Below are 23,915 nucleotides of genomic sequence, written 5' to 3' on the forward strand. Positions count from 1 at the left end.
ATCCAATCTAGGGCCACCCTCGGCATTTGATGAAGCAGGGACTGACGATGCGTGGGGAAACCAGATTCTATGCACTGGACAGCATTCGCGGCTTAGCCGCTCTGGTCGTCGTGGCCTATCATTCGGGTGCCTTTGGGGCGATGGGCTTTCTTGCGGTCGATCTGTTCTTTGTCCTGAGCGGCTTCGTCATCGCGATGAGCTATTCCGAAAAGCTCGGGCAGGGGTTGGGAGTCTCCGGTTTCATGACCCTGCGGCTGGAGCGGCTCTACCCGCTGTGGCTGCTCGGTTGCCTGGTGGCGGTGATCTATTTCCTGACACAAGGCGTGGCGACAACCTCGCCGAAATGGTTCGCTGGTATCACCGTCGCCAATCTTCTGATGCTGCCGGCTCCTTCGGAGCGTTCGATATTCCCGCTGAACATCCCGGGCTGGTCGCTGTTCTTCGAACTGCTGGTGAACTTCGCCTTTGCGCTGGGTCTTTGGAGGCTGAGAAACATCACGCTGACGGCGGTCATGGTCGTGACGGGTGTCGTATTGGTGGTGATGGCGACGCCGCCCCATTCGTTCAACATGGGCTCGGAATGGTCGGCCTTTTTCGGTGGGTTCCCGCGCACCCTCTATTCCTTTCTGGCGGGGATGCTGATCTTTCGGCTGGGCGCGGCGACCAGGCGACGCTCGACCTGGCTGTCCTTCGTTCCGGTCGCGCTTGTGTTGATCACGCTATGTTTGGCGCCTCCCGCGGCGATGCGGGCCGAGGTTCAGGGGGTGAGTGTCCTCCTGTTGTTCCCGTTGCTCGTCTGGCTGGCGGTGCGCTGGGAATTGCCGCCGGCGCTGGAAAAGGTCGCAAAGCATCTCGGCGACATCTCCTATCCGCTTTATGTGCTGCATGTTCCGCTGCTGTTTGTCGGGGACGCCGCAGAGAAATGGACCGGCTCGGCGGAAGCCGCGTTGTTGATCTATGTCGCGAGCATGGTGCTCTTCGCCTGGCCGGCGGCAGCGGCCGACCGCGTCGTCAGGGCGTGGATCAGGCGGCTGCGCCTCGCCCGGGCGGCTCGCTCCCTGCAGGCTGCAGTGTGACGGGGGCGTCGCGGACATAAAAGAAAAGGGCCCACCGGAGTGGCCGGTGAGCCCCTGGTTTCGGGAATATGCGGGCCGGTGCGGCCGCGTGCTTGCGTCCGGCCCGGGCTGTCCTATGGCGCGAGGATCGCGACGGCGAGGTACAGCAGCAGCGGCAGGCCGAAGCCCAGGAGCGTCAGAGCCACGAAGGCGACGCGCGTCCACAAGACGTCGATGCCGAACTGGTCTGCCATCCCGGCGCACACGCCGAAGAGCACACCATCGCGACGATTCTTGCGAAAACCCTGTTTCATTTCTTTCCTTTCTGTCCCGGCTGGCGCCGGCGTTTCTGGGTGACGGGGAGGCCGCTGGTCAGATGACCAGCGAACCAACCTGCGCACCATTCTGGCCGGCAATCGCGAGCAGCATGACCGAGCAATAGACCGAAGCAACGGCGGCGACGGCGTAGCTGCGGAGCGAGTCGATGTTGAAATATGCCATGATATTGTCCTTCCTGTATCCTTCCCGCCGGACCATCCGGGGGATGCCAAAGGTAATGCAGGAGGCGTGCCAATTTCATTCATTGGCGGTTAAGTGAGGTTTTCGGGATTTTTGATTTCCTCGTCATTGCAAAAATTGCGCGAAGGTGGTGAAATTTCCCAATGTTGGGAATTTTTTGAGGCTCATGTGAGCGGTCTGCCGCCCACAAGGCAAAGAAGGAAACTGTTCTTTCCTTCAAACTGCGAAATCCCCTAGGACGACGGCGACATGACGCTCATCCGCCTTTCGCTGACCGATTTTCGCAATCATGCTGGCGCGGACATGGCGGCCAACGCCGGGCTGGTTGCGCTTCACGGTGACAATGGCGCGGGCAAGACCAATATATTGGAGGCGATCTCGCTTCTCGCGCCGGGCCGCGGGCTGCGCCGCGCAGCGCTGTCGGACATGGTGCGCGATGGCGCGAGCGGCGGCTTTGCGATTTTTGCCGAGGTGCAGGCGGGCGTCGATTTGGCGCCAGTCGCGCTGGGGACGGGGATCGAGCCCGCGCACCCCGGACGCCGGATAGTAAGGATTAATGGAGCATCGGCGGCGGCGGCGTCGCTCGGCGAGTGGGTCGCGGTGCTGTGGCTGACCCCTGCAATGGATCGCCTGTTCGTCGAGACTGCGGGGAACCGGCGGCGCTTCCTCGATCGGCTGGTGCTGGCGCTCGATCCGCGCCACGCGCAGCACAGCAACCGCTATGAAGCGGCGCTGCGTGCGCGAGGCAAATTGCTTTCCGACCCGTCGTCCGCCGACCCGCAATGGCTCGCGAGCCTCGAGGCGCAGCTTGCCGAACATGGCGCGGCGATGGATACCGCGCGGCAGTCCATGCTGGTCGCGCTGTCGGCTGAACTGGCGGGGCAACCCGACGCGCCCTTTGCTCGCCCGTTGCTGACGCTCGTCGACAGCGACGGCCTGGCCCGCGAGCAGCCGCACGAGGTCGAGGCGCTGAAGGCGCTGTTCGCGGGGCGGCGGCGGATCGACGCGGCGGCGGGACGTGCGACTGTGGGACCGCACCGCGACGACCTGTCGGCGGTCCACGCTGTGACGGGCCGCAGCGCCGCGCGTTGTTCAACCGGCGAACAAAAAGCAATGCTGCTGTCGCTCATCCTCGCGCACAGCGATTGCGTCGCGCGGGCGCGGGACAGGCGTCCGCTGTTGCTGCTCGACGAGGTCGCGGCGCATCTCGACCCGTCGCGTCGCGGCGCGCTTTATGAGCGGCTGGCGGGGCAGGGCGGGCAAGCATGGCTCACCGGTACCGAAGCGGCGTTGTTCGCCGATATGCCTGGGCCGGTGACGCGGTTTCGCATTGCAGGCGGACGGATTGCGGCGGGGTAGCGCGCGCCCAAGCGACGGAAAATCGCCAAAGGGCTTTATCCTCACGCTCGCAGTATCTAGGATCGAGCGAATGCAGGGACATTCAACAACCCGATTGGTGAGCGCCACAGCGCTGGTTCTGATGCTCTCGGCCTGTGCAGGCGGTGGCGGTTTTCGCCCTGTGAGTGATACGCCGGTGCGGATCGGGTCTGCCTATGCGGTCCGAGGCACGACCTATGTACCCGCCGCGGCGCCAAACTATGACCGGGTTGGCTATGCGAGCTGGTACGGAAATGAGTCGGGAAACCGCACCGCCAATGGCGAGAAATTCCGCCCCGGCTGGATCACCGCGGCGCACACGACCTTGCCCTTGCCGACCTATGTCGAGGTGACGGCGCTCGATAGCGGGCGGCGGATCATCGTGCGGGTCAATGATCGCGGGCCGTTTGCGGCGGGGCGGATTATCGACTTGTCGAGGGGGGCAGCCGAGGCGCTGGGTATGAAAGCGCAGGGCCATGCGATGGTGCGGGTGCGCCGCGTCGAGCCTTCCGGGAAGGACCGCAAGCGTCTGCGCGAGGGCAAGCCCGCGGCATCGCTGGCACCTGTGTCGGGACGCGAGCTGGAGCGGCTGCGGGGGCAGGTCGCCGGCGGAGGGCGATAAGACCGGCGACGCTGCCGACATTTGTATCGTCGGCGCGCTTGACGCTCCCGCGCGCCGCGTGCCACTTGCGGGCTGAGTTGAGCCAGATGCGCGGATAACGCAAATTGTCGGGGGATTTCCGTATGATGAAATGGGTTGTGGCGACGGCTTTGGCCGGTGCGGTGTCGGTTGTACCGGCGGCGGCGAAGGATCGCCTTGACGCAACGATCGTCCGCACGACCTATGGCATCCCGCATATCAAGGCGAAGGACTGGCGCGGCCTCGGCTATGGCGTTGGCTATGCTTATGCACAGGATAATCTGTGCCTGATCGCCGAGGAGTTTGCGACCGTTGCAGGCGAGCGGTCGCTGCATTTCGGTGCCGCGAACAAGGCTGTACTGGGCTTCAGCGAGATAGATAATCTGTCGTCGGACGTGTTTTTCCGCGCGACGGTCGACCTGCCGCGTCTGCGCGCGGGGGCGGCGGCACAGGGGCGCGAGATGGTCGCGATGGTCGATGGATATGTTGCGGGATATAACCGCTGGTTGCGGGAGATCGGCCCGAATGGTGTTCCCGAAGGGTGTCGGGGCAAGGCGTGGGTGCGGCCGATCAGCAGCGACGATCTGCTCCGACTTAACGAGAAAACAATGCTGCTCGCGGGATCGCTGGCGCTGGCTAACGGGATCGCCAACGCCGCGCCGCCGGGCAAGGCGATCGCGGGCCTGTCGGGCGGGCTGCCCGGACCCGATGATGCGCGCTTTGGCAGCAACGGCTGGGCGTTCGGCGGCGAGACGACGGCGGACGGTCGCGGGCTGCTGATCGGCAATCCGCACTTTCCGTGGAACGGCCCCAATCGTTTCTGGCAGATGCATGTGACGATCCCCGGGCAGGTCGATACGATGGGTGTTGGTCTCGCGGGGACGCCGCTGCCGATCCTTGGTTTTAACCGCGACATTGCCTGGACGCATACCGTGACCGCGGCGCGGCATTTCACGCTGTTCCAGCTGAAACTCGATCCTGCCGATCCCACCGCCTATCTGGTCAATGGCAAATCGGAAAAGATGGGCACACGGACGATCAGCGTGCCGGTGGGTGAGGGGGCTGCGCCGGTCAGCCGTACGCTCTATACGACGCGTTTCGGCGCGCTGGTTGCGCTGCCGTCGTCGGGGCTGACGTGGAGCGCGACGACCGCCTTTGCCATGCGCGACGTCAATAGCGGCAATCAGCGCGCGCTGGGGACGTGGGTTCGCATCGCACGGGCGAAGAACGTCGGCGAAGTACGCCGCGCGGTCGAGGAGACGCTGGGCATTCCCTGGGTCAACACGATCGTCGCCGATCGCAACGGCGACATTTTGCACGCCGATGTGACCGCGGTGCCCAATTTGTCCGCGGACAAGATCAAGGCCTGTGCGACACCCTTTTCGGCGCTCGCCGCGAGTGTCGCGACCTTGCTCGACGGATCGCGCGCCGAATGCGACTGGGATGTGGCCGTGGGCACGCCGGTTCCGGGGTTGCTGCCCGCGGCGTCGCAGGCAGTCTATGCGCGGCGTGACTATGTCACGAACAGCAACGACAGTTACTGGATGAGCAATGCCAGCGCGCCGCACAAGCCGCTGTCACCGATCCTCGGCCCGGCCGAGAGCGTCCTGTCGCTGCGCACCCGGTCGAATTTTATCGAGCTGGGCCATTTGCTGAACGGGGAGGGCGGCAAGCCCGGGGTGAAGATCGATCATAAGATCGCCCAGGAGCTGACGCTGGCAAACAAGAGCCTCGCCGCAGACCTTGCGGTCGACCGGCTGCTTGAGTTGTGCCGCGGCAAGGCCGAGGTCGCGCGTGGATGCGCGGCACTGGCCGGCTGGGATCGCCGCTTCAACCTCGATAGCCGCGGCGCCTATCTGTTCACGGCCTTCTGGAAGAGCGTCCACAAGATGCCCGGCCTGTGGGCGGTGAAGTTCGACGTAGCCGACCCGGTCCACACCCCGCGCGACATGGTAACGACGGGCGAGGTCGGGACGAAGCTGCTCGCCGCGCTCGCGGCGGCGACCGCGCAGCTCGACAAGGAAGGGATCGCGCTCGATGCGCGCTGGGGCGACGTCCAATACGCGCCGCGGGGCGCCGAGAAGATTCCGGTGCACGGCGGCGAAGGTATTGCGGGGGTGCTGAACCTTCAGAATGCCGCGGCGGCGCCCGGCGGGGTCGTCCCCTTCCACGGGTCGAGCTATATCCAGATCGTCGGGTTCGACGCGTCGGGGCCGGTGGCCGATGCGGTGCTGTCCTATTCGCAGTCGACCGACCCGGCGTCGCCGCATTACGCCGACCAGACGCGGCTCTATTCAGTGAAACAATGGCATCGCCTGCCATTTGGCGCGAAGGCGATTGCGGCGGATGGCGGCAGCAAGCCCGTTCGCATAAGGGAGTGAGGTGCGCGCATAGCCGACCTGGACATCCCTGATTTCAACATTGTATGTCCCGAAAATGCGATTAGGCTGGCCGCGAAAACGGGGAGATGGACGATGATGCCGCCATGGTCGGTCGCGTTCGGACTGTCGGCAGCGCTTGCGATGGTGCCGGGGGGTGCGACTTTTGCAGCGCCGCCAGTTGTTTCGCCGCCGTCATCGCCGCCGACGCTTCTCTCATGGACCCCGGGCGAGGTTCGGTGCGACGGTGCCGTCGTCGCGGGGACGCCGATCCGTCGCCCGTTGAATCAAATGCTTTCGGAAGCGGTGCGTACACCGCAACCCGTGACGCTGGATTTCGCGATCGACGGGACGGGGCGGCCCTTGTCGATTGTGCGGAACGGAGCCGGGATCAGGCCTCTCACGCGCGATGTCGGCCCGGCGCTAGCGGCCAGCCGTTTTGCGGCGGGGGCACCGCGCATGAAATGCAGCGTCAGCTATGTGCCGCATATTGAACCGCTGGGCAGTGCGCCGATCGAGGATCTGACATCCTATAGCCTCAACCCGATTTCGGGCCGGATGCCCAGGCGGGGCTGGGACCGCATTCGCATGGTCGGGACATGCGCAGACAGCCCGCGGCCGCGACCGCTGGTTCGCGCTTATCCCGATTATCGCGACGTACCGGCGACCCCCGGGGTGCGCGACTGGTCGCTGATTTCGTATAACACCAATGACAAGGGCCAGCCGGTCAATTTGCGGGTCGCACATGGCACCGGTAATCCGGCGCTGGACAAGGCGTCGATCAAGGCGGTGCGGGAGTCGCGCTTTACCGAAGGCGCGCGATCCGGTTGTTTGTATCCCTATTGGCGTGCTCCGGCGATACTGGAGGCGCCAGAGAGGCCCGACCTGCAATCCTTCCGCGCGGCTGACGCGACCTGCGCCGCGAAGACCGAATGGACGACCCGGCCGACGCTGCGCTTTCCCGAGCCCTATCGCGACCGGTCGATCGAGGGGTGGGCGATTGTCGGCTATGACCTCGCGCCATGGGGCGAGGTTGGCAATGTAAGGATACTGGCGTCTCAGCCCGCCGAGGATTTTGGCCAGCAGGCGATGCAGATCGTCCGCAGCGCCCGCGCCGCGCCTTCGTCGCAAGGGGCAACCGGCTGCGTCGAAGCCGTGCGCTTCGCGATGGGGCGCAAGGGGGATGCACCCGCGAAGGGCGAGGCGGTCGAGCCGGAATATTGAGCCGCGATCGCGAAGAGCTTATTTGTCGACCACTAGACAGTCCTGGCCGCCCTTGCGCACCGCCGTGCAGAAGGTTTCGGCTTCGGCTTTGCTGGCGAAGCCGCCGGCCTGGAGGCGGGTGACCTTGCCACTCTTGATCAGATAGGGCTGGCGGCCGGCGAACGCGGAGTTCTTCTTTTCGAGCGATGCCCACAGGTTTCGGGCATTCGCCTCGACCCCGAAGGCGCCGAGCTGCGCGCGCCACGGGCTGGCGGCGGCGTTTGGCACCGATGCCGCGGCGGCGGGCTTCGCGACGACCGGCTTGGGTTTCGTTTGCGCGGCGGGTGTTGCCTGGGCCGGCTTCGCCGGTGCGGGCGCCGGCGTGTCGCTTTCGGGCGGCGCGGGATAGCTGGTGCCTAGCTGTGATGCATTGATTGCGGGCTTCGGCGGGCTCGGCTTGACCGGGGCGATCACCGGCGGCGGGGTGTGGCGGGCGGCGGGGACCGAGGGCGGGACGCTGGCGACCTTGATTGGCGAGGGGGTGGTCGCCTTGGTCGCGGGCGGCGCGGCGGCATTGACTGCGGCGAGGCGTGCGCGCTGTTCGGCCTTTTCGATCTCGGGCAGCATCGCGAGGCCGCGCTGGCGCTGTTCGAGCGGGATGAGCTGGTCGAGCTGCGCGAGGCGCGCCGAGGCGATGGTGAGGCCGGCGTCGCTCGCACGCTTGGTCAACGCATAGGCGCGCGGCAAATCCTCTCTGGCGAGGTCGCCGTTGAAATGCGCGGTGCCGAGGACATATTGCGCGCGCGGTTCGCCACGTTCGGCCGAGCGCAGGATGAACGGCATCGCTTCTTCGCGTCGGTTGGCAGTGAAAAGGATGAGGCCCAGATTATCCTCGGCCTGCAAATGCCCCTGTTTGGCGGCGCGGCGATACCAGCTTTCGGCCTGAACGAGGTCGGTGGGGACGCCGCGGCCGAGCTTGTAGGCTTGCCCCAGGTTGAACTGCGCATCGGCGTCACCAGCGAGCGCGAGCGGGCGCCATTCGGCGACCGCAGCTTTATAATCGCCGCTCTGCCACGCATCGACACCGGCCTTGACGTCGGCATGGGCAGGCGAAGCGAGCGCAGCGACGGCGATCAAGGACAGGGCCAGCGAACCGGCAGTGCGGAAAATGCGCATCAATAGTCTCCAATGGCATGCCCCGCCTGGAGGCGGCTGCAATCCCGACATGCCGGTTAGACGGAAATGGCTAACATCATGTTAGCGAAACCTAAAAGCGGCAATTTTGCTCCGGAATGGGACAATGCGGCATTATGCCTTTGTTTACCACGCCCTCCAACGGATCGTTCACCATCATTTTATCATCGTTAACCCAATTTTAGCGCCCCGCATGGCATTCCACCGCCAATTCGTGGATTTATCAGGGGGACGGCTGTGCGCGTTTTGGCATTGGCTTCACAAAAGGGCGGGTCGGGTAAAACCACCCTGTCGGGGCATCTGGCGGTACAGGCGCAGATTGCGGGAGCGGGGCCGGTTGTCCTCATCGACATCGATCCGCAAGGCTCGCTCGCCGACTGGTGGAACGAACGCGAAACCGACCTTCCCGCCTTTGCCCAGACCACCGTCGCACGGCTGGCATCTGATCTCGAAATCCTGCGTCAGCAAGGCTTCAAGCTGGCGGTCATCGATACCCCGCCGGCGATCACCATGGCGATCCAGAGCGTGATTTCGGTATCCGAACTGATCGTCGTTCCGACCCGGCCGAGCCCGCATGACCTGCGCGCCGTCGGTGCCACCGTCGATCTGTGCGAACGCGCCGGAAAGCCGCTGGTGTTCGTCGTCAACGGCGCGACCCCGAAAGCGAAAATCACCAGCGAGGCCGCGGTCGCGCTGTCGCAGCATGGTACCGTTGCCCCCATCACTCTGCACCACCGCACCGATTATGCCGCGTCGATGATCGACGGTCGCACGGTGATGGAGGTCGATCCGAACAGCCGGTCGGCCGAGGAGATCCGCCAATTGTGGACCTATATGAACGACCGCCTCGAGAAGAATTTTCGCCGCACCGTGTTCAGTTCGCCGATCCCGGCGCAGGCTGGCTATGGTGCAGTCCGCCCGATGGGTGGTGGTTTCGGCCGCCGCATCGCGGGCCAGTGAGAGAGGGAGTGGATATCATGGGCGAACCCAAACCCCTCGCATCGCTGAGCGCCGGATTGCTGGCCCGCAAGGGTGGCGCACGGCCCGCCATGCGCCGCCAGCCGCTGGGCAGCGGTCCCGTGTCGATGAGCGGCACCGGTTATGACGACCTCGGCTGGAACGACATGGGCTATGACGTCGATCCCGACCAGTCGGGCGAACCGGCGCAGATGCTCGATCTGAAGCCGCTGCTTACCGGATCGGTGCTGGCGCACAACATCGAGGCCGAACAGGCGGTCGAAGAGGGCGTCGGCAGCGAATTGACCGAGCTGATCGAGCCAGCCGAGCCAGCCGAGCCAGCCGAAATCATGGGCGTCGATGCGGATTATTTCGCCGAAGCACCCGCGATCCCCGAGATCGTTCGCCAGCAGGAATCGCTGGTCGACCGTGTCGCCGCCGTGGCACGCAAGGTCGAAGCGCGCCCTGCGCCGAAGGCACCGAAAGCCAAGGCGCCGCGCACATTGCTCGCGCGCGAAAAGGCGGCCTTCACGCTGCGGCTCGACGCCGAACGTCATTTGCGGCTGCGGCTGGCGAGCGCGGTGACGAACCGCTCCTCGCAGCTGATCCTGATCGATTTGCTCGACGAATATCTGGCGTCTCTGCCCGAAATCGATGCGATGGCGAGCCGCCTTCCGGCGGCGCGCCCGCCGCGCCGGACGGCGCAGGGCTAGGCCAGCAAGGGGGGATTATATCATGAACCGCAAGATGTTGATGAAACTGGCCATATCAGGCTTTGTCCTGACCGCTACGACCGCGGGTTGCAGCGGCTTGGGGCAGGTGGCATCGGCGCCCGCCAATGCGGCGGGCAAGCCCGACGTCGCCGGCAAGTCGGCCGACAAGGCGCGTGCGGCGATTGAGCAGGACAAGCCCGGCAAGGCTGTGGGCTTCGCTGAGGCCGCGGTTGCCGCAAGCCCGCGCGATGCAGGCTATCGCGCGCTGCTGGGCCAGGCCTATCTGAATGACGGGCGCTTCGCGTCGGCTACTGCGGCGTTGACCGAAGCGATGCAGCTGGGCGCGACCGACAGCAACACGATCATCGCGCTGGCGTTGGCGCAGATTGCACAGGGCAAGGCGGTCGATGCGGCCGCGTTGCTGGGTGCGCATCAGGACAAGGTGCCCGCATCGGACACCGGTTTGGCAATGGCGTTGGCCGGCGACAGCGAATCGGCGATCTATATGCTGAGCGAGGCCGCTCGGGCTCCCGGCGCCGATGCGCGCACGCGGCAGAATCTGGCACTGGCCTTCGCTTTGTCGGGACGCTGGGCGCAGGCCCGCATCCTCGCGTCGCAGGATCTGTCGCCCGCGAAGCTTGAGGGGCGAATGGCCGAATGGTCGAAGCTCGCCGAACAGCCGAATGCACAGGTCCGCGTCGCGAGTCTGATCGGCGCCAAAGTACAGGGCGACGCCGGCATGCCGGTGCGCCTGGCGCTGGGCAATTTTGCCGACACACAAATGGCCGCCGCACCCGTCGCGGTCGAACTCGCCAATGTCGATCCGGCGCCGGTCGCCGCTTATGCTCCGCCGCCGCCCGTGATGGCCGACGCATCGAGTGCGATCCGGACCGTCGAACTGCCGATGCCACAGCGTACCGCCGATGGCGTGGTGCCGCTGACCGAACTGCCACAACCGAAGGCCGCAGGTGAAGTGATCCTGGCCGACGCCGCGCCTTATCGCGCCGCACCGCACGTTGCGGGCGAAGCCGGCGAACGATTGCGTCCGTATCAGCAACAGGCGCTGGAACTGGCGACGCGCATCATGCCCGCCGCAATGGGCTTCGATTCGAAAAAGCCGTCGGGCTGGGCCGTGCAACTCGGTGCCTATGACAGTCTGGGCATCGCCAAGGAAAAATGGAGCAGCCTGAAAAGCCGGAGCGTCATGCTGGCGAATTTCCCGGCATCGAGCCACGCTGCGACGGTGAAGGGGCGCACCTTCTATCGCCTGACCGTCAACGGCCTTGCGACCCGCACCGATGCGACGAGCTTGTGCAACGAGCTAAGGGCGCAGGGCCAGACTTGCTTTGTCCGCCAGATGGGCGGCGGCGAAAGCATCCAGTGGGCAGCAAAAGCCAACCCGGTACGGATGGCCTCGCGATAAATTACCGGCACTCCGGGGGGAGTGGACCGAGAAGGGGCGCGGCTGCGAAGCTGCGCCCTTTCGCTTTTGTCAAAGAATCTCGCGCACCATGTCCTGCGGGCGGCAGAGGCGCACGCCTTTGTCGGTTTCGACGATCGGGCGTTCGACATAGGCGGGATTGGCGGCCATCGCGGCGATGATGTCGTCCTCGCTCGCGTCCTTGAGGCCGCGATCCTCGGCATCGGTGCCGCGCAGGCGCAGCGCGTCGCGCGCGGCGAGGCCGGCGTCGGCGAACAGCTGGCGCAGCTTGTCCACCGCGTAGGGATTCTTCAGATATTCGACGATGGTGACGTCGAGGCCGGGCGTCTCTTGCAGAATCGCGAGGGTCTTGCGCGAGGTGCCGCAGGCGGGGTTGTGCCAGATGGTTGCGTTCATGGACGCGTCCTAACGCGGGCTTACCGCAGCGTAAACCCGCTGTTCATGGCATATATGGCACATTTGCCCGCATGAAGAGGCATCACCTGCTTGCCTTTGAAGGCCGGACCCATGATTTGTGAGGAATCGAGGGACCGTAAAGGCGGCCAATGCGGGGTATGGGTTGCAAGTGAATAATTTGATTGATCGCAGGGCGATGCTGACGGGACTGGCGAGCACAGGTGTGTTGGCCGCGACCTCGGCCCGCGCCCAGATGCCAAACTGGATCCAGCAGCCGGCGCCCGCCGCGCCGCCGGTCGATTATCTCGCCATCGCGCGGACGCAACTGGCGCGCCAGGGGCGCAACATCATGCAGACCGACCGTGTCGGGATCGTCGATTTCGGCCTGCCGTCGTCACGGCCGCGCTTCGCGCTCGTCGATATGGTGGCGGGGAAGATCGACATGTTCCCGGTTACTCACGGCCGCGGGTCGGACCCGCAGCACGACGGCTGGCTCAAGAGCTTTTCGAACCGTGTCGGCAGCCTTGCGACTTCGCGCGGCGCCTATCGTACCAGCGACTATTATATGGGCGGCAACGGATCGTCGATGCGGCTCGCGGGGCTGGAGCCCGACAACAACAATGCCGATGCGCGCGCAATCGTCGTCCACGGCGCCTGGTATGCCGAGCCGTCGCTGATCGCGACGCAGGGCAAACTGGGGCGCAGCGAGGGCTGTTTCGTGTTCGGCGAGGAATTGCTGCCGCTGATCCTCTACAAGCTTGGCCCCGGGCGGCTGTTGTTCGCCGACAAGCTCAGCATCGCGCCGCCGGCGTTCAAGCCGTTCGACATCCCCGCGCCGGGGACGGAGAATATCCGGCACGCGGGTTCGGTCAGCGGGACGTTTCCGACGACCGCGGATTAACGCAAATCGTCGCCCCCGCGAAGGCGGGGCCGTTGGCAGCCTTGCGCACCGCCGATAGCGGCCCCCGCCTTCGCGGGGGCGACGCAATCTTTTCAATAAATCCCTGAAGTTCCCGGCGTCGTTGCGCGGGAGGTCGTTGTCACGGTTGGGATCACAGAGGGGGCTTTGGGCGCGATGACCGTCGCGGTGGGGCGGCCGGGCTTGGCGAAGCTGGCGACCACGGGGGCGTCGCGCTCATAAATGTCGGCGAGCTTCTTCACGCCGCCCTTGCCGTCGGGAACGACGGTCCAATAAGCGACATAGACGGGGAAGGGATCGTCGAAGGCGAAGCGCGTCGTCTTGCCGCTTGCGACCACTTCGCCAAACTCTTCGGGGCTGCGCCCGGCGAACATCACCGCCATCAGGCCGGAGAAGTGCAGCGCGCGCTCGGTACGGATGCAGCCGTGGCTGAACGCGCGTGCGGCGGCGGCGAAGGCGCCCTTCGACGGCGTGTCGTGCAGGTAAATCGCGTGTTCGTTGAGCATTTCGAGCTTCATCACGCCCAGCGCATTGCCCGGACCGGCCTTTTGCACGACCGACAATGTCTTGCCGCTGCCCGTCCAGGTATAGCCCTGCGCGCGGGCGCGGGCGGGGTTGCTGGCGATCGTCGCACCAATACCCTCGTTGATGATGCTGCGCGGCAGCGTCCAGGTCGGGTTGACGATGATGCCGGTCGCCATCGGATTGAGCTGCGGCGTCGGGGTCGATGGCTTGCCGACGACCGCCTTGTGGGTCGCGATGATCGTGCCGCCGTGGACGACGCGGGTCAGATATTCGGGGACGTTGCTGACCACATAGCGTGCGCCAAGGTCGCGCGGCATCCAGCGCCAGCGTTCCATGTTGACGCGGATCGCATTGGCGTCGGCGGGGGCTTTTGCCTTGGCGAGCGAGGCCTTGAGCACGGCGAAATCGGGGTGCGCGGGGTTGAGCGACGCGAGCGTTTCGCGAACCGATCCCGCATTCAGGGCGGTGGCCAGAAGCGCAAGCAGGGGCTCGCTGTTGCTGTCGCTGTCGACCATGAACCATTGTTTGCGCGCGGCATTGGGCGTGCGGCCGTCGCGCAAATGTGTGGCGAGGAGCAGGAAGGTGTCGGTCGCGACGCGATCGAGCTGCGCCTGATCGTCGCCGAGGATCGCGGCGGCCAGCGCGTCGGGATTATAATCCTTCGCGAACAGGCCTTCGGTGCCGATGCGTTCGATCGCGGTCAGAAGCGCTTCGGCATTCTGCTTCGACCAGTCCGGCAGGTTCGCTTCGGCAGCTGTCTCGACGACGGGGGCGTCATCCTTCACCTTGTCGGGTTGAAGGACCACCGAATCTTCTTTGACACCCTGCTGTGCCAGCGCGGGCGCCGCGAGCAGGGTCAGGGGAAGGAGAAGGGCCGTGGCGGGGCGTGCGAAATGGGGGGAGGTTTTGACCATGGCGATGCCATAGCCAAAAAAATCCGACAGTTAAAGTGAGGTACCTCACATCGTCATCCCGGCGAAAGCCGGGATGACGATGAATATCAGGCGGCGCCGGCTTCGGCTTCGCGGGCCAGCCATTCCTCGAGCCATTTGATGGTATAGTCGCCATGAATGACGTCGGGGTCGGCGAGCAGCGCCTGATGGAGCGGGATGTTGGTCTTGACCCCGCCGATCACCATTTCCTCGAGTGCGCGGCGCATCCGCATCATGCAGCTTTCGCGCGTGCGACCGTAAACGATCAGCTTGCCGATCATGCTGTCATAATAGGGCGGGATCGAATAGCCGGCATAGAGCCCGCTATCGACGCGCACATGCATGCCGCCCGCGGCGTGATAGCTGGTGACCTTGCCCGGTGAAGGCATGAAGGTCCGCGGATCTTCGGCATTGATGCGGCATTCCATGGCATGGCCGCGAAATTCCAGATCTTCCTGTTTTACCGACAGACCCGCGCCACCCGCGATGCGGATCTGTTCGCGGACGAGGTCGAAGCCGGTGATCATTTCGGTCACCGGATGCTCGACCTGAATGCGCGTGTTCATTTCGATGAAGAAGAACTCGCCATTTTCCCAGAGAAACTCGATCGTGCCGGCTCCGCGATAATGCATTGCTGCCATCGCATCGGCGCAGACCTTGCCCATCCGCGCACGCTCCTCCGCCGAAATGATCGGCGAGGGGGCTTCTTCGAGCACCTTCTGATGACGGCGCTGGAGCGAGCAGTCGCGCTCGCCCAGATGGATGGCCTGGCCCTTGCCGTCGCCAAACACCTGAAATTCGATGTGGCGCGGGTTGCCGAGGTATTTTTCCATGTAGACGGTCGGGTCGCCAAAGGCGGCCGCCGCTTCGCTCGACGCCTGACCCATCAGGCTTTCGAGGCTGTCGGCATCGGGGACGACCTTCATACCCCTGCCGCCGCCGCCTGAAGCGGCCTTGATCAGCACCGGATAGCCGATGCTTTCGGCGATCTTGAGTGCTTCGTCGCCATAGGTGACCGCGCCGGGCGAGCCTGGAACGACCGGCAGGCCGAGCGCGACTGCGGTTCGCTTGGCCTCGACCTTGTCGCCCATCGTGCGGATATGTTCGGGCTTCGGCCCGACGAAGATCATGTCATGCGCTTCGATAATCTCGGCGAAACGCTCGTTTTCCGACAAAAAGCCATAGCCCGGATGGATGGCGTCGGCGCCCGTGATTTCGGCCGCCGAGATAATCGCGGGGATGTTGAGATAGCTGTCCTTCGCCGCGGGGGGGCCGATGCACACCGCTTCGTCGGCGAGGCGGACGTGCATCGCGTCGGTATCGGCGGTCGAATGGACCGCGACCGTCTTGATGCCCATTTCGTGGCACGCGCGGTGGATGCGCAGCGCGATCTCGCCGCGGTTGGCGATCAGAAGCTTTTCGATGGCCATGGGCTGAGCCTTAGCTGATGGTGAACAGCGGCTGGTCGAACTCGACCGGCTGGCTGTTCTCGACATGTACGGCCTTCAACGTGCCCGACGCCGGCGCGACGATCGGGTTCATGACCTTCATTGCTTCGATGATCAGGACGGTGTCGCCGGCTTTTACAGCCGACCCGGGGGCCGCGAAATTGGGCGCGCCGGGTTCGGGCGAGAGGTAGACGGTGCCGACCATCGGCGACTTCACCGCGTCGGCGAATGTGTCAGCAGCGGGCGCAGCGGCGGCGGGCGCCGCGGCGGGTGCGGCCGGGGCCGCAGGCGCCGCCATCTGCGCGGGGGCATAGGCGACGGGCGCGGCGGTCAGCGTGCGGACGACGCGCACCTTTCGATCGCCGTCCTCGACCTCGATTTCCGAAAGCTGCGTGTCGTCGAGCAGTTCCGCGAGCGCGCGGACATATGCCGGATCGATGTTGATGCCATTGTCTTTATGGTCACCCATGAGAATATTTCCTGTTGCTGCGGCGTCGTTGGTGCAACGCTCGACCCCGATTATGATGGCGCCCTCTTGTCAGAGACGGGCGGCGGCGTCCAGCGCCAGCGTATAGCTTTGCGCGCCATGTCCGGCGAAATGCGCTACGGCAGCCATGCCGATGTAGCTGATATGGCGAAAGGATTCGCGTTTCATCGGGTCCGACAAATGAACCTCGATCACCGGCACCTTGATCGATTTGATCGCGTCGTGAAGGGCGATCGACGTATGGGTATAACCGCCGGCGTTGAGCAACACCGCCTGTGCGCCCGCGACATAGGCTTCGTGAAGCCAGTCGATCAGCACGCCTTCGTGGTTCGATTGGCGACATTCGACGCGCAGCCCCAGTTCGGCGGCCTGTGCCTCGAGCCGCGCGTGGATGTCGTTCAGTGTGTCATGGCCATAGATTTCGGGCTCGCGGGTGCCGAGCAGGTTGAGATTGGGGCCGGAGAGGACATAGACGGTTGGCTTGTCGGACAATGCGCGGGCTTTCGGTTGCGGCGATGGACGCTCCCCCTATATGGGCTGCATCGTAAAAGGCAAAGAAGGTAGGGTTGCGGTGATTTCGATCATGCTCAATGGCGAGCAAAGGCAAGCGCGCGAAGGCAGCATTGCCGACCTCGTCGCATCGCTGGGTCTTGATGTCAAAAAAGTCGCGGTCGAGCGCAACCGCGAAATCGTGCCGCGCTCGACTTTGGCCGATGTCGCGCTCGCTGAGGGCGACGAACTGGAAATTGTACATTTTGTGGGAGGCGGTTGTTGACCGATCAATGGAGTGTGGCCGGACGGACATTCACGTCGCGGCTGATTGTCGGCACCGGCAAATATAAGGATTTTGAGCAGAATGCGGCGGCCGTCGCGGCATCGGGGGCGGAAATCGTTACCGTTGCGGTGCGCCGGGTCAATGTGTCCGATCCGACCGCGCCGATGCTCACCGATTATATCGATCCCAGGAAGATCACCTACCTCCCCAACACCGCAGGCTGCTTTAACGCCGACGACGCGATCCGCACCCTGCGGCTGGCGCGCGAGGCGGGCGGTTGGGATCTGGTGAAGCTCGAAGTGCTGGGTGAAGCGAAGACGCTTTATCCGAACATGCGCGAAACGCTGACCGCGACCGAGACGCTGGCCAAGGAGGGCTTCCTCCCGATGGTCTATTGCGTCGACGATCCGATCGCGGCGAAGCAGCTGGAGGATGCGGGTGCCGTCGCGGTGATGCCGCTCGGCGCGCCGATCGGGTCGGGGCTGGGGATCCAGAACCGCGTCACGATCCGTCTGATCGTCGAGGGCGCGTCGGTGCCGGTGCTCGTCGATGCCGGGGTGGGCACCGCGAGTGACGCCGCGGTGGCCATGGAACTCGGCTGCGACGGTGTGCTGATGAACACCGCGATCGCCGAGGCGAAAGACCCCATCCGCATGGCGCGTGCGATGAGGCTGGCGGTCGAGGCGGGGCGCGATTCCTATCTCGCCGGGCGGATGGGTGTGCGTCGCTATGCCGATCCGTCGAGCCCGTTGGCGGGATTGATCTGACGGCGGGATGACGAGGGCGGGGGACATGTCTTGCGAAGCTTTCCCCCGCCACGAGTAAGCCGATTTCACCCCATGGAGAGATCCAGCCCCATCGCGGTCAGTAAATGGGGCTGCTGATCGGGTGATACGATCATGCCCTCGAGGCTGGCCAATTCCCTCAGGTTCAAGCCCGCCAGCTCCGCGCCGCGAAAGTCGGCGCGCGCGAGCTTGGCGCCGGCGGTTAGCGCCAGGACGAAATCACAGCCGCGCAGGTCTGCGCCTTCCAGATTGGCGTCGAACAGGACCGCTTCGCGAAAACTGGAGCCCGAGAGGTCGCAGTCGGGCATCCGTACCCCGTTGAGATCGGCGAATTCGAGATTACAGCCGCGCAGGGTCGCCGCCGTCTTGACGAGCGTGCGCCCGAACGTGCGGCTGAAATCTGCCTTGTCGAAAGCGGCGCCGCGCATGTTGCAGGCGTCCAACTCGACCCCGAACAGCGCCGAACGATCGAATGTCGCGAAGGAGAGATCGCAGCGGTTGAACCGCGTCTGTTCGAGGCGGGAGAAGGCGAATTGGACGCCTTTATGCTCCACATCGTCGATGAAGGAGCAATTTTCGAAGACCGCATCGCGCAGGTCGGCATTGGCGAAGCGACAGCGGATCAGGCGGCATCGCGTCAGCCGTGCATCCTGCAGGCATGTCCCCGTAAATTGCACGTCGCGCATCACGCAGTCGGTCAGCACCGCGCCCGCGAGATCGGCATCGGCGAAGTCGTGGTCGGACAGATCGGTATCGTGGACGACACAATTGGGTTCGAGCTTCACGATCATCTCCCTCTCCCGAATAAGGTTTCGTCGATAAACGCGGGATTGGAACGTATCAAGAACAATGAGTGGCGCGGGCGGAAATATGGCCTCGATCCGTGGACCATCCTTCGCCAGCCACGCTTGGTCCCATAGTCGGGAACGTCGGCTGTAAAGGGTCGTTGATCCGGCAAGAGGCACTGCCGCCTCTGCCAGGATCAAGGAGAACTCCCATGGGTGAATTCACCGAAAAAGCCAAAGGTCTCGCCAACGAAGCTGCCGGCAACACCAAGCAGGCGATCGGCAAGGCCACCGGCAACGAGCGCCTCCGCGTTGAAGGCGAAGCGCAGGAACGCAAGGGCGAAGCCCAGAATCTGAAGGGCAAGGTCCAGGGCGCGCTCGGCGACAAAATCTGACGATCTTTACGAGCGTCACGCAAGAAAAAGGCCCCGGTCCCTCGGGGCCTTTTTTGTTGTTCTGTTATTTCCCGCCTGAGGCGACCAGATCGACGTCGGTCATCCCGCCGTCGCGGCGCGTGAAGAGGACGTAGGCGAGATCGCCCTTGGTTCCGCCGAGCATATGCTCGTTGCCGTTGACGCGGTGGTCGCTGGTGTAGCCGTTGCGCACCGCCAGCGTGTGATAATAGTCGAGAACGACCTGCATCGGTGCCGCGGTCTGAAAGTTGACGACGCGAATATTGCATTTGCCGCCAGCGATCCCGGCAGCCTCGCGCAGCGTCGCGCGCGGGTAGACTTTGAAGGCGGCGGGCAGGCGTTCGGCCCAGGCATTGCCATAGGTCAGCTTGGCGTCGCACGCGCCCTTCGATTGCTCCTGGGCGAGCGCGCCGATGGTGACGGGGCGCTCTTTCGCCTCGCAGCCATCGCATCCCGCCTCGAACGGCAGCGCCTTGGGCGTGGGGAGCAATTTGCCGACTTTCAGCGCGGCGGCGGCCTCCGCGGCGGTCGCGGCCTTGCCGCCCGCGACGCCGGGAACCCCGCCGTCTACGGGGCGATTCCCTGGCCCTGCGGCGTTCCGGTTTGCCTGACCCGTCAGTTTGGGATCGACCATGATCCGGTCTTCGAGTGCGCCCTTGATCGCGGGGTCGGCATCGGTCAGCCCCTCGTCGATCGAACCGAGGTCCGCCTTGGCGTCGGGATTGTCCCGGCAGCCGGCGAGCGGCGCGGCGGCCATCAGCAAGCCGGTTACCAGCCATTTTCCGCGCGAGATCATTGCGAACACTCCCTTAATCTTCCACCGGAGTTACCGGTACAGGGACAGGGAAATATGAGCAAATTTCGCGAATGGGCAGGGATTTGTCAGCCAAAAACTGTGCCGGCCTGAGACGCTTTCGGGTCGCAGCGGATCAGTCGCGAGGTTTCGACCGCAGCCTGCCGATGGACTACCGCCATGCGATAGACGGGATCGGTCACCATTTCCATGAAGGCGCCGCTATTCGGATATTCGGCGACGAACACCGCGTCCCAATATTCCCCGTCCGGCCCGATCACCATGGCCTCCATCGTCCCGCGCCAGACGATGCGGCCGCCGACACGCTGAAACACGGCGCCGCTGTCGGCGCCGTAATGGGCATAGGCTTCGGCGCCGCTCAGGCTCCGCCCGGCGAGCGCATGGTCGGCCGGATAGGTCGCCCGTCCCTTGAAGCGCACGAGGTTGAGCATGTGGATGGGCGTATCGCGCGGCAGTGCCTTAAAGGCGTCGAACTGCGCGCGTTCGGGGTCGATATGGTGATCGCCGGAGGGGGCGCTCACGGCCGTAATTCCTTGCGCTTCATCCGCCACTGGTCGGCGCTTTGCTTCCATGCATCGACCGATATGTCCTCAAGCGGAGCGGGCAGGCGGGTCGGGCCGCTGTTCGTTGCACCGAGCCGCGCGGCGAGTGCCTGCGATCGCGTGTTGGCGGGATCGATGCAGTGCATCAGTTCGGGCCATTTCAGGAAATCGACCGCGAAGTCGCATGCCGCGATCGCGCCCTCGAACGCATAGCCTTTGCCAGCGAATTTGGCGCGGACGCCATAGCCGATCTCGGGCGCGGGCCAGCCGTCGGGTTCCCACGGACCAAGCCGCCCGACCCATTCGCCGGTTTCGCGCTCGATCACCGAAAACATCGAAAAGCCGCGGATGTGCCATGCGCCGGCGAGGGTACACCAGAGACGCCAGGCCTGCGACCGGGGGCAAGTGCCTCCGAGGAACTGCATCGTATCGGCTTCGGCGCTCATTTCTGCGAAGGCGTCGAAATCCTCTGTCGCGGGTGGGCGGAGGATCAGCCGTTCGGTGACGAGCAGGGGGCCGTTCAACATCGTCGGTCCTTTTTCGAAGGTGCGCAACAAAGCGCGCTTCTGCGGCAAGAAACCGGGCGGGGCAAGGCGAAAGGGGGCGCTCTTTGAACGCGTAGAGGGCGCCAACCAGGTTGACGCCCTCCTCCATCGCGGTGCGGGCGGAGGGGTCTCGGACCCGCGCCTGCAATGGTTTCGCTAATCGCTTAGCGGCAGCGATATTTGTCGCGGTCGATCTCGCGGCCGAGCAGGGCGCCAGCACCCGCACCGATCACGGTGCCGAGCAGCTTGTCGCCGCGGCCGGCGATTTCATTGCCGGCGAGGCCGCCGACGGCGCCGCCGATGAGCAGGCCGGTCGTGCCATTATCCTTCTTGCAGTGATAACGGCCGTCGTTGCCGCGCCAGACGCGGCTGTTCGAACCGAGGCGCTCGTCGCGCGCATACTGGCGGTCGCGATGCTTGCGCTTCTTGTGGAAGTCGCTCGCCTGCTCGAAATTGTGATAGCCCGGCGCCTTCGCGGGGGCGGCGATTCCGGCATAGGCCGGGGCGGTTGCGAGGATGCTGGCGGCGATGAAAGCGCCGGTCAGGCCCTTGGTGAAACTACGCATATCAAGTCCTTTCCTGGTTCTGCGCCTCGAACCCTGGTGAAGGGGAAGGGCGCTTCGAAATCAGAACGGCTGGACTCTGCCGGGCGTTGCATTAACCCTAGGCAACGAGACGAACCGAGTGCTGGCGGCGATGAACCGAAAGGCCTTGCTGCAACGCAGGTGGCATGCGACACTTCGGTCATGCTCAATATCGCCTCGCTCGCTATCGGCGTCATCGCGCTTGTTCTCGCGGTTTTCGCCTTCATCCCGTTCCTCGGCTGGGCGAATTGGGTGATCATTCCCTTCGCGGTGGTCGGGCTCGCGCTGGGCGCGATGTCGGACAAGACAAGCGGGCGCAATTTGAACATCGTCGTCGTCGTCGTCGGGGTCGTCCGCCTGATGCTGGGCGGCGGCCTCATCTGATCTCCCGGAAACGAGCCGCATCATGACCAAGCCATCGGCGCCCGTCCCCCCGGGAAGCCATCAGGGCGGTTTGCCCTATGCCCTCGGCGCCTATGCGATCTGGGGCATTGTTCCGCTCTTCTTCAAATTGTTGACCAGCGTTCCGCCGGTCGAGGTGCTGGCGCAGCGGATCATCTGGTCGCTGCCTCTATGCTTTCTGATCATGATCTTCCGGCGGCAGATCGGCGATTATCTGGCGGCGTTCAAGGATTGGCGCGTGCTGCGGATGCTGATCGCGAGTTCGGCGCTGATCGCATTGAACTGGCTGGTCTATATCAATGCCATTTTCACCGATCATGTGCTGGCGGCCAGCCTGGGCTATTATCTGAACCCGCTGGTCAATGTGATGCTGGGGATGATCTTTCTGGGTGAAAGGCTCAGTCGCCTGCAGGCGCTTGCTGTCGCGTTTGCGGCGGTGGGTGTCGCCATCCTGCTTGCGGGTGCGCTCGATACGCTATGGATCAGCCTGACGCTGGCCTTCACCTTCGCTTTCTATGGTCTGATCCGCAAGGTTATACCGGTGGGCGCGCTGCCGGGTCTGGCGATCGAGACGACATTGCTGATGCCGGTGGCGATCGCGGCGGCGGGCTATTATCTCTGGATCGGGGATGGTCGCGGCTTTGGAACGGGTACGGGGATCAGCCTGCTGCTCGCGGCCGGGGGCGTCGTCACCGCGGTACCGCTCCTCCTGTTCGCCACGGCGGCACGGCGGATGAGCTTTGCTGCGCTGGGCTTCGTGCAATATCTTGCGCCGAGCATCGTTTTCCTGCTCGGTCTGTTCGTGTTTAACGAACCGTTGAAGCCCGTACAGCTCGTCTGCTTCCTGCTGATCTGGATCAGCATCGCGATCTTCAGCTTCGACATGTGGCGCAAGATGCGCGCCGACAAAATGGTGGCTGTCGCTTAATTATCTTCGTCATGCCGGACTTGATCCGGCATCCAGCTACGCCGACGTTGCTGGACCCCGGATCAAGTCCGGGGTGACGATGGTTGGCTTATACCAGCCGCCACCCCAGCGTTTCGCCCGCATGGAAGGGCACAACCTCGCCGCAGCGGTCGGGAACGATCGTTTCGCCGCGTTCCAGCGTGATCGTGCCGCTGTTGAGCGGCAGGCCGTAGAAGTTCGGGCCATGTTCGCTGGCGAACCCCTCGAATTTGTCGAGTGCGCCGTCCTGATCGAAGGCGGTAACATAGGATTCGAGCGCATAGGGCGCGTTGAAAATGCCCGCGCAACCGCAGGCGGATTCCTTCGTGTGGACCGCATGCGGCGCGCTGTCGGTGCCGAGAAAGAATTTGGGCGAGCCCGAGGTTGCGGCGGCGCGGACGGCAAGGCGATGCGCCTCGCGCTTGGCGACGGGCAGGCAATAAGCGTGCGGCCGAATACCGCCGACCAGCATCGCATTGCGGTTGATGTGGAGATGCTGCGGGGTGATCGTCGCCGCGACATTGGCGGGGGCGTCGGCGACGAACTGCGCGGCCTCGGCGGTCGTGATATGTTCGAAGACGATCTTCAGCGTGGGAAGCTGCTTCACCAGCGGCGCCAGTGTGCGCTCGATGAACACCGCCTCGCGGTCGAAGATGTCGACGTCATGGTCGGTGACTTCGCCGTGGATGAGCAAAGGCATGCCGATCTCCGCCATGCGTTCGAGCACGCCCATGATCTTGGCGATATCGGTGACGCCATGCGCGCTGCCCGTCGTGGCGTTGGCGGGATAAAGCTTGGCGGCGGTGAATACGCCCTCGGCATGGCCGCGCGCCATCGTCCCGGGGTCGCTGTTGTCGGTGAGATAGGCAACGATCAGCGGAGTGAAGTCGACCCCGGCCGGAACCGCGGCGCGAATGCGGTCGCGATAGGCGATCCCCTCGGCCGCCGTCGTCACCGGCGGCGACAGGTTCGGCATGACAATCGCACGCGCGAACTGGCGCGCGGTATAGGGCACGACATGATCGAGCATCGCCCCGTCGCGCAGATGGACGTGCCAGTCGTCGGGGCGGCGGATGGTGATGCGGTCGGTCATATGGCTCTCGCGGGTGAAATGGATGCTTGGTTTTGGCTGCCGCGTCC

The 23,915-nt window shown here is 64.5% G+C and carries 28 protein-coding genes; 14 read left to right on the forward strand and 14 right to left on the reverse strand.

The genetic code is table 11. The annotated features are described in order from the left end of the window. The first annotated feature begins 29 nt into the window (after positions 1 to 29). Positions 30 to 1,076, forward strand: a complete 1,047-nt coding sequence (locus AC1RRJ_RS10690; RefSeq protein WP_493122421.1) for an acyltransferase family protein — start codon at positions 30 to 32, stop codon at positions 1,074 to 1,076. Between the two features lie 113 nt (positions 1,077 to 1,189). Here AC1RRJ_RS10690 and AC1RRJ_RS10695 read toward each other — a convergent pair whose 3' ends face one another. Together AC1RRJ_RS10695 and AC1RRJ_RS10700 are read right to left on the reverse strand one after the other, a co-directional pair. Beyond that, complete coding sequence (locus tag AC1RRJ_RS10695) at positions 1,190 to 1,369, reverse strand: PspC domain-containing protein (RefSeq protein WP_493122423.1); 180 nt, start codon at positions 1,367 to 1,369, stop codon at positions 1,190 to 1,192. 58 nt (positions 1,370 to 1,427) lie between these two features. After that, positions 1,428 to 1,556, reverse strand: coding sequence for a hypothetical protein (locus AC1RRJ_RS10700; protein WP_272897605.1), 129 nt, complete (start codon positions 1,554 to 1,556; stop codon positions 1,428 to 1,430). 267 nt (positions 1,557 to 1,823) lie between these two features. On the opposite strand from AC1RRJ_RS10700, the gene recF reads away from it, so the two are divergent. The 4 genes from recF to AC1RRJ_RS10720 all read left to right on the forward strand — a co-directional run bounded on the left by recF (position 1,824) and on the right by AC1RRJ_RS10720 (position 7,193). Further along, complete coding sequence (recF, locus tag AC1RRJ_RS10705) at positions 1,824 to 2,933, forward strand: DNA replication/repair protein RecF (protein WP_493122426.1); 1,110 nt, start codon at positions 1,824 to 1,826, stop codon at positions 2,931 to 2,933. 70 nt (positions 2,934 to 3,003) lie between these two features. After that, positions 3,004 to 3,573 (forward strand): septal ring lytic transglycosylase RlpA family protein, encoded by a 570-nt coding sequence (locus AC1RRJ_RS10710; protein WP_493122428.1) that lies wholly within the window; start codon positions 3,004 to 3,006, stop codon positions 3,571 to 3,573. 122 nt (positions 3,574 to 3,695) lie between these two features. After that, the gene (locus AC1RRJ_RS10715) at positions 3,696 to 5,972 is read left to right on the forward strand and encodes a penicillin acylase family protein (protein WP_493122430.1); all 2,277 of its coding nucleotides are present in this window, start codon (positions 3,696 to 3,698) and stop codon (positions 5,970 to 5,972) included. Positions 5,973 to 6,065: 93 nt separating this feature from the next. Further along, positions 6,066 to 7,193 carry an energy transducer TonB gene (locus AC1RRJ_RS10720; protein ID WP_493122432.1) on the forward strand — a complete coding sequence of 376 codons (1,128 nt, stop codon included), beginning with the start codon at positions 6,066 to 6,068 and terminating at the stop codon, positions 7,191 to 7,193. 18 nt (positions 7,194 to 7,211) lie between these two features. On the opposite strand, the gene AC1RRJ_RS10725 is transcribed toward AC1RRJ_RS10720, so the two are convergent. Continuing rightward, positions 7,212 to 8,348, reverse strand: a complete 1,137-nt coding sequence (locus AC1RRJ_RS10725) for an SPOR domain-containing protein (protein ID WP_493122434.1) — start codon at positions 8,346 to 8,348, stop codon at positions 7,212 to 7,214. Between the two features lie 255 nt (positions 8,349 to 8,603). On the opposite strand from AC1RRJ_RS10725, the gene AC1RRJ_RS10730 reads away from it, so the two are divergent. Genes AC1RRJ_RS10730 through AC1RRJ_RS10740 form a run of 3 tightly spaced genes read left to right on the forward strand, consistent with a single transcriptional unit; the run spans position 8,604 to position 11,459 of the window. Next, a complete protein-coding gene (locus AC1RRJ_RS10730; protein WP_088471555.1) occupies positions 8,604 to 9,326 on the forward strand; it encodes an AAA family ATPase in 723 nt (240 codons plus the stop codon). A gap of 17 nt (positions 9,327 to 9,343) precedes the next feature. Next, the gene (locus tag AC1RRJ_RS10735) at positions 9,344 to 10,036 is read left to right on the forward strand and encodes a hypothetical protein (RefSeq protein WP_493122437.1); all 693 of its coding nucleotides are present in this window, start codon (positions 9,344 to 9,346) and stop codon (positions 10,034 to 10,036) included. 22 nt (positions 10,037 to 10,058) lie between these two features. Continuing rightward, positions 10,059 to 11,459 carry an SPOR domain-containing protein gene (locus tag AC1RRJ_RS10740; protein WP_493122439.1) on the forward strand — a complete coding sequence of 467 codons (1,401 nt, stop codon included), beginning with the start codon at positions 10,059 to 10,061 and terminating at the stop codon, positions 11,457 to 11,459. Positions 11,460 to 11,528: 69 nt separating this feature from the next. Here the strand turns inward: AC1RRJ_RS10740 and AC1RRJ_RS10745 are convergent, their stop codons facing one another. After that, positions 11,529 to 11,873, reverse strand: coding sequence for an arsenate reductase family protein (locus AC1RRJ_RS10745; protein ID WP_493122441.1), 345 nt, complete (start codon positions 11,871 to 11,873; stop codon positions 11,529 to 11,531). A gap of 169 nt (positions 11,874 to 12,042) precedes the next feature. Here AC1RRJ_RS10745 and AC1RRJ_RS10750 point away from each other — a divergent pair, with 169 nt between their 5' ends. After that, positions 12,043 to 12,774 carry a murein L,D-transpeptidase catalytic domain family protein gene (locus AC1RRJ_RS10750; RefSeq protein ID WP_493122443.1) on the forward strand — a complete coding sequence of 244 codons (732 nt, stop codon included), beginning with the start codon at positions 12,043 to 12,045 and terminating at the stop codon, positions 12,772 to 12,774. A gap of 92 nt (positions 12,775 to 12,866) precedes the next feature. On the opposite strand, the gene AC1RRJ_RS10755 is transcribed toward AC1RRJ_RS10750, so the two are convergent. The 4 genes from AC1RRJ_RS10755 to AC1RRJ_RS10770 form a co-directional block, all read right to left on the reverse strand. Next, positions 12,867 to 14,231: a L,D-transpeptidase family protein gene (locus AC1RRJ_RS10755; RefSeq protein WP_493122445.1), complete on the reverse strand. Its 1,365-nt coding sequence runs from the start codon at positions 14,229 to 14,231 to the stop codon at positions 12,867 to 12,869. A gap of 86 nt (positions 14,232 to 14,317) precedes the next feature. Further along, positions 14,318 to 15,679 carry an acetyl-CoA carboxylase biotin carboxylase subunit gene (gene accC / locus AC1RRJ_RS10760; protein WP_493122447.1) on the reverse strand — a complete coding sequence of 454 codons (1,362 nt, stop codon included), beginning with the start codon at positions 15,677 to 15,679 and terminating at the stop codon, positions 14,318 to 14,320. Positions 15,680 to 15,689: 10 nt separating this feature from the next. Further along, positions 15,690 to 16,166: an acetyl-CoA carboxylase biotin carboxyl carrier protein gene (gene accB, locus AC1RRJ_RS10765; protein ID WP_493122449.1), complete on the reverse strand. Its 477-nt coding sequence runs from the start codon at positions 16,164 to 16,166 to the stop codon at positions 15,690 to 15,692. 69 nt (positions 16,167 to 16,235) lie between these two features. Then, entirely contained in the window at positions 16,236 to 16,676 is a 441-nt protein-coding gene (locus AC1RRJ_RS10770; protein WP_493122450.1) for a type II 3-dehydroquinate dehydratase, read from the reverse strand. Here AC1RRJ_RS10770 and thiS point away from each other — a divergent pair. After that, positions 16,666 to 16,959: a sulfur carrier protein ThiS gene (gene thiS / locus AC1RRJ_RS10775; RefSeq protein WP_493122452.1), complete on the forward strand. Its 294-nt coding sequence runs from the start codon at positions 16,666 to 16,668 to the stop codon at positions 16,957 to 16,959. The genes AC1RRJ_RS10770 and thiS overlap by 11 nt on opposite strands. After that, positions 16,956 to 17,726, forward strand: coding sequence for a thiazole synthase (locus AC1RRJ_RS10780; RefSeq protein ID WP_493122453.1), 771 nt, complete (start codon positions 16,956 to 16,958; stop codon positions 17,724 to 17,726). The genes thiS and AC1RRJ_RS10780 overlap by 4 nt, the downstream gene beginning before the upstream one ends. A 65-nt stretch (positions 17,727 to 17,791) precedes the next feature. Here AC1RRJ_RS10780 and AC1RRJ_RS10785 read toward each other — a convergent pair whose 3' ends face one another. Beyond that, a complete protein-coding gene (locus AC1RRJ_RS10785; RefSeq protein ID WP_493122455.1) occupies positions 17,792 to 18,529 on the reverse strand; it encodes a pentapeptide repeat-containing protein in 738 nt (245 codons plus the stop codon). Between the two features lie 212 nt (positions 18,530 to 18,741). On the opposite strand from AC1RRJ_RS10785, the gene AC1RRJ_RS10790 reads away from it, so the two are divergent. Further along, a complete protein-coding gene (locus AC1RRJ_RS10790) occupies positions 18,742 to 18,924 on the forward strand; it encodes a CsbD family protein (protein WP_493122457.1) in 183 nt (60 codons plus the stop codon). Positions 18,925 to 18,988: 64 nt separating this feature from the next. Here AC1RRJ_RS10790 and AC1RRJ_RS10795 read toward each other — a convergent pair whose 3' ends face one another. From AC1RRJ_RS10795 to AC1RRJ_RS10810, 4 genes are all read right to left on the reverse strand, one after another. After that, the gene (locus AC1RRJ_RS10795; protein ID WP_493122459.1) at positions 18,989 to 19,738 is read right to left on the reverse strand and encodes a hypothetical protein; all 750 of its coding nucleotides are present in this window, start codon (positions 19,736 to 19,738) and stop codon (positions 18,989 to 18,991) included. Between the two features lie 86 nt (positions 19,739 to 19,824). Then, positions 19,825 to 20,277, reverse strand: coding sequence for a DUF1330 domain-containing protein (locus AC1RRJ_RS10800; protein WP_493122461.1), 453 nt, complete (start codon positions 20,275 to 20,277; stop codon positions 19,825 to 19,827). Next, complete coding sequence (locus tag AC1RRJ_RS10805; RefSeq protein ID WP_493122463.1) at positions 20,274 to 20,825, reverse strand: GNAT family N-acetyltransferase; 552 nt, start codon at positions 20,823 to 20,825, stop codon at positions 20,274 to 20,276. Before AC1RRJ_RS10805 ends, AC1RRJ_RS10800 begins: the two co-directional genes overlap by 4 nt. Positions 20,826 to 21,007: 182 nt before the next feature. Continuing rightward, entirely contained in the window at positions 21,008 to 21,409 is a 402-nt protein-coding gene (locus tag AC1RRJ_RS10810) for a glycine zipper 2TM domain-containing protein (RefSeq protein WP_493122465.1), read from the reverse strand. A gap of 180 nt (positions 21,410 to 21,589) precedes the next feature. Between AC1RRJ_RS10810 and AC1RRJ_RS10815 the strand changes: the two genes are divergently transcribed. Beyond that, positions 21,590 to 21,811 carry a hypothetical protein gene (locus AC1RRJ_RS10815; protein WP_493122467.1) on the forward strand — a complete coding sequence of 74 codons (222 nt, stop codon included), beginning with the start codon at positions 21,590 to 21,592 and terminating at the stop codon, positions 21,809 to 21,811. A 22-nt stretch (positions 21,812 to 21,833) separates the two neighbouring features. Then, positions 21,834 to 22,757, forward strand: coding sequence for an EamA family transporter RarD (gene rarD / locus AC1RRJ_RS10820; protein WP_493122469.1), 924 nt, complete (start codon positions 21,834 to 21,836; stop codon positions 22,755 to 22,757). 88 nt (positions 22,758 to 22,845) lie between these two features. On the opposite strand, the gene pyrC is transcribed toward rarD, so the two are convergent. Then, entirely contained in the window at positions 22,846 to 23,868 is a 1,023-nt protein-coding gene (gene pyrC / locus AC1RRJ_RS10825; RefSeq protein ID WP_493122472.1) for a dihydroorotase, read from the reverse strand. Positions 23,869 to 23,915 lie beyond the last annotated feature (47 nt).

The organism is Sphingopyxis sp. GW821-FHT12C06, assembly GCF_058807415.1.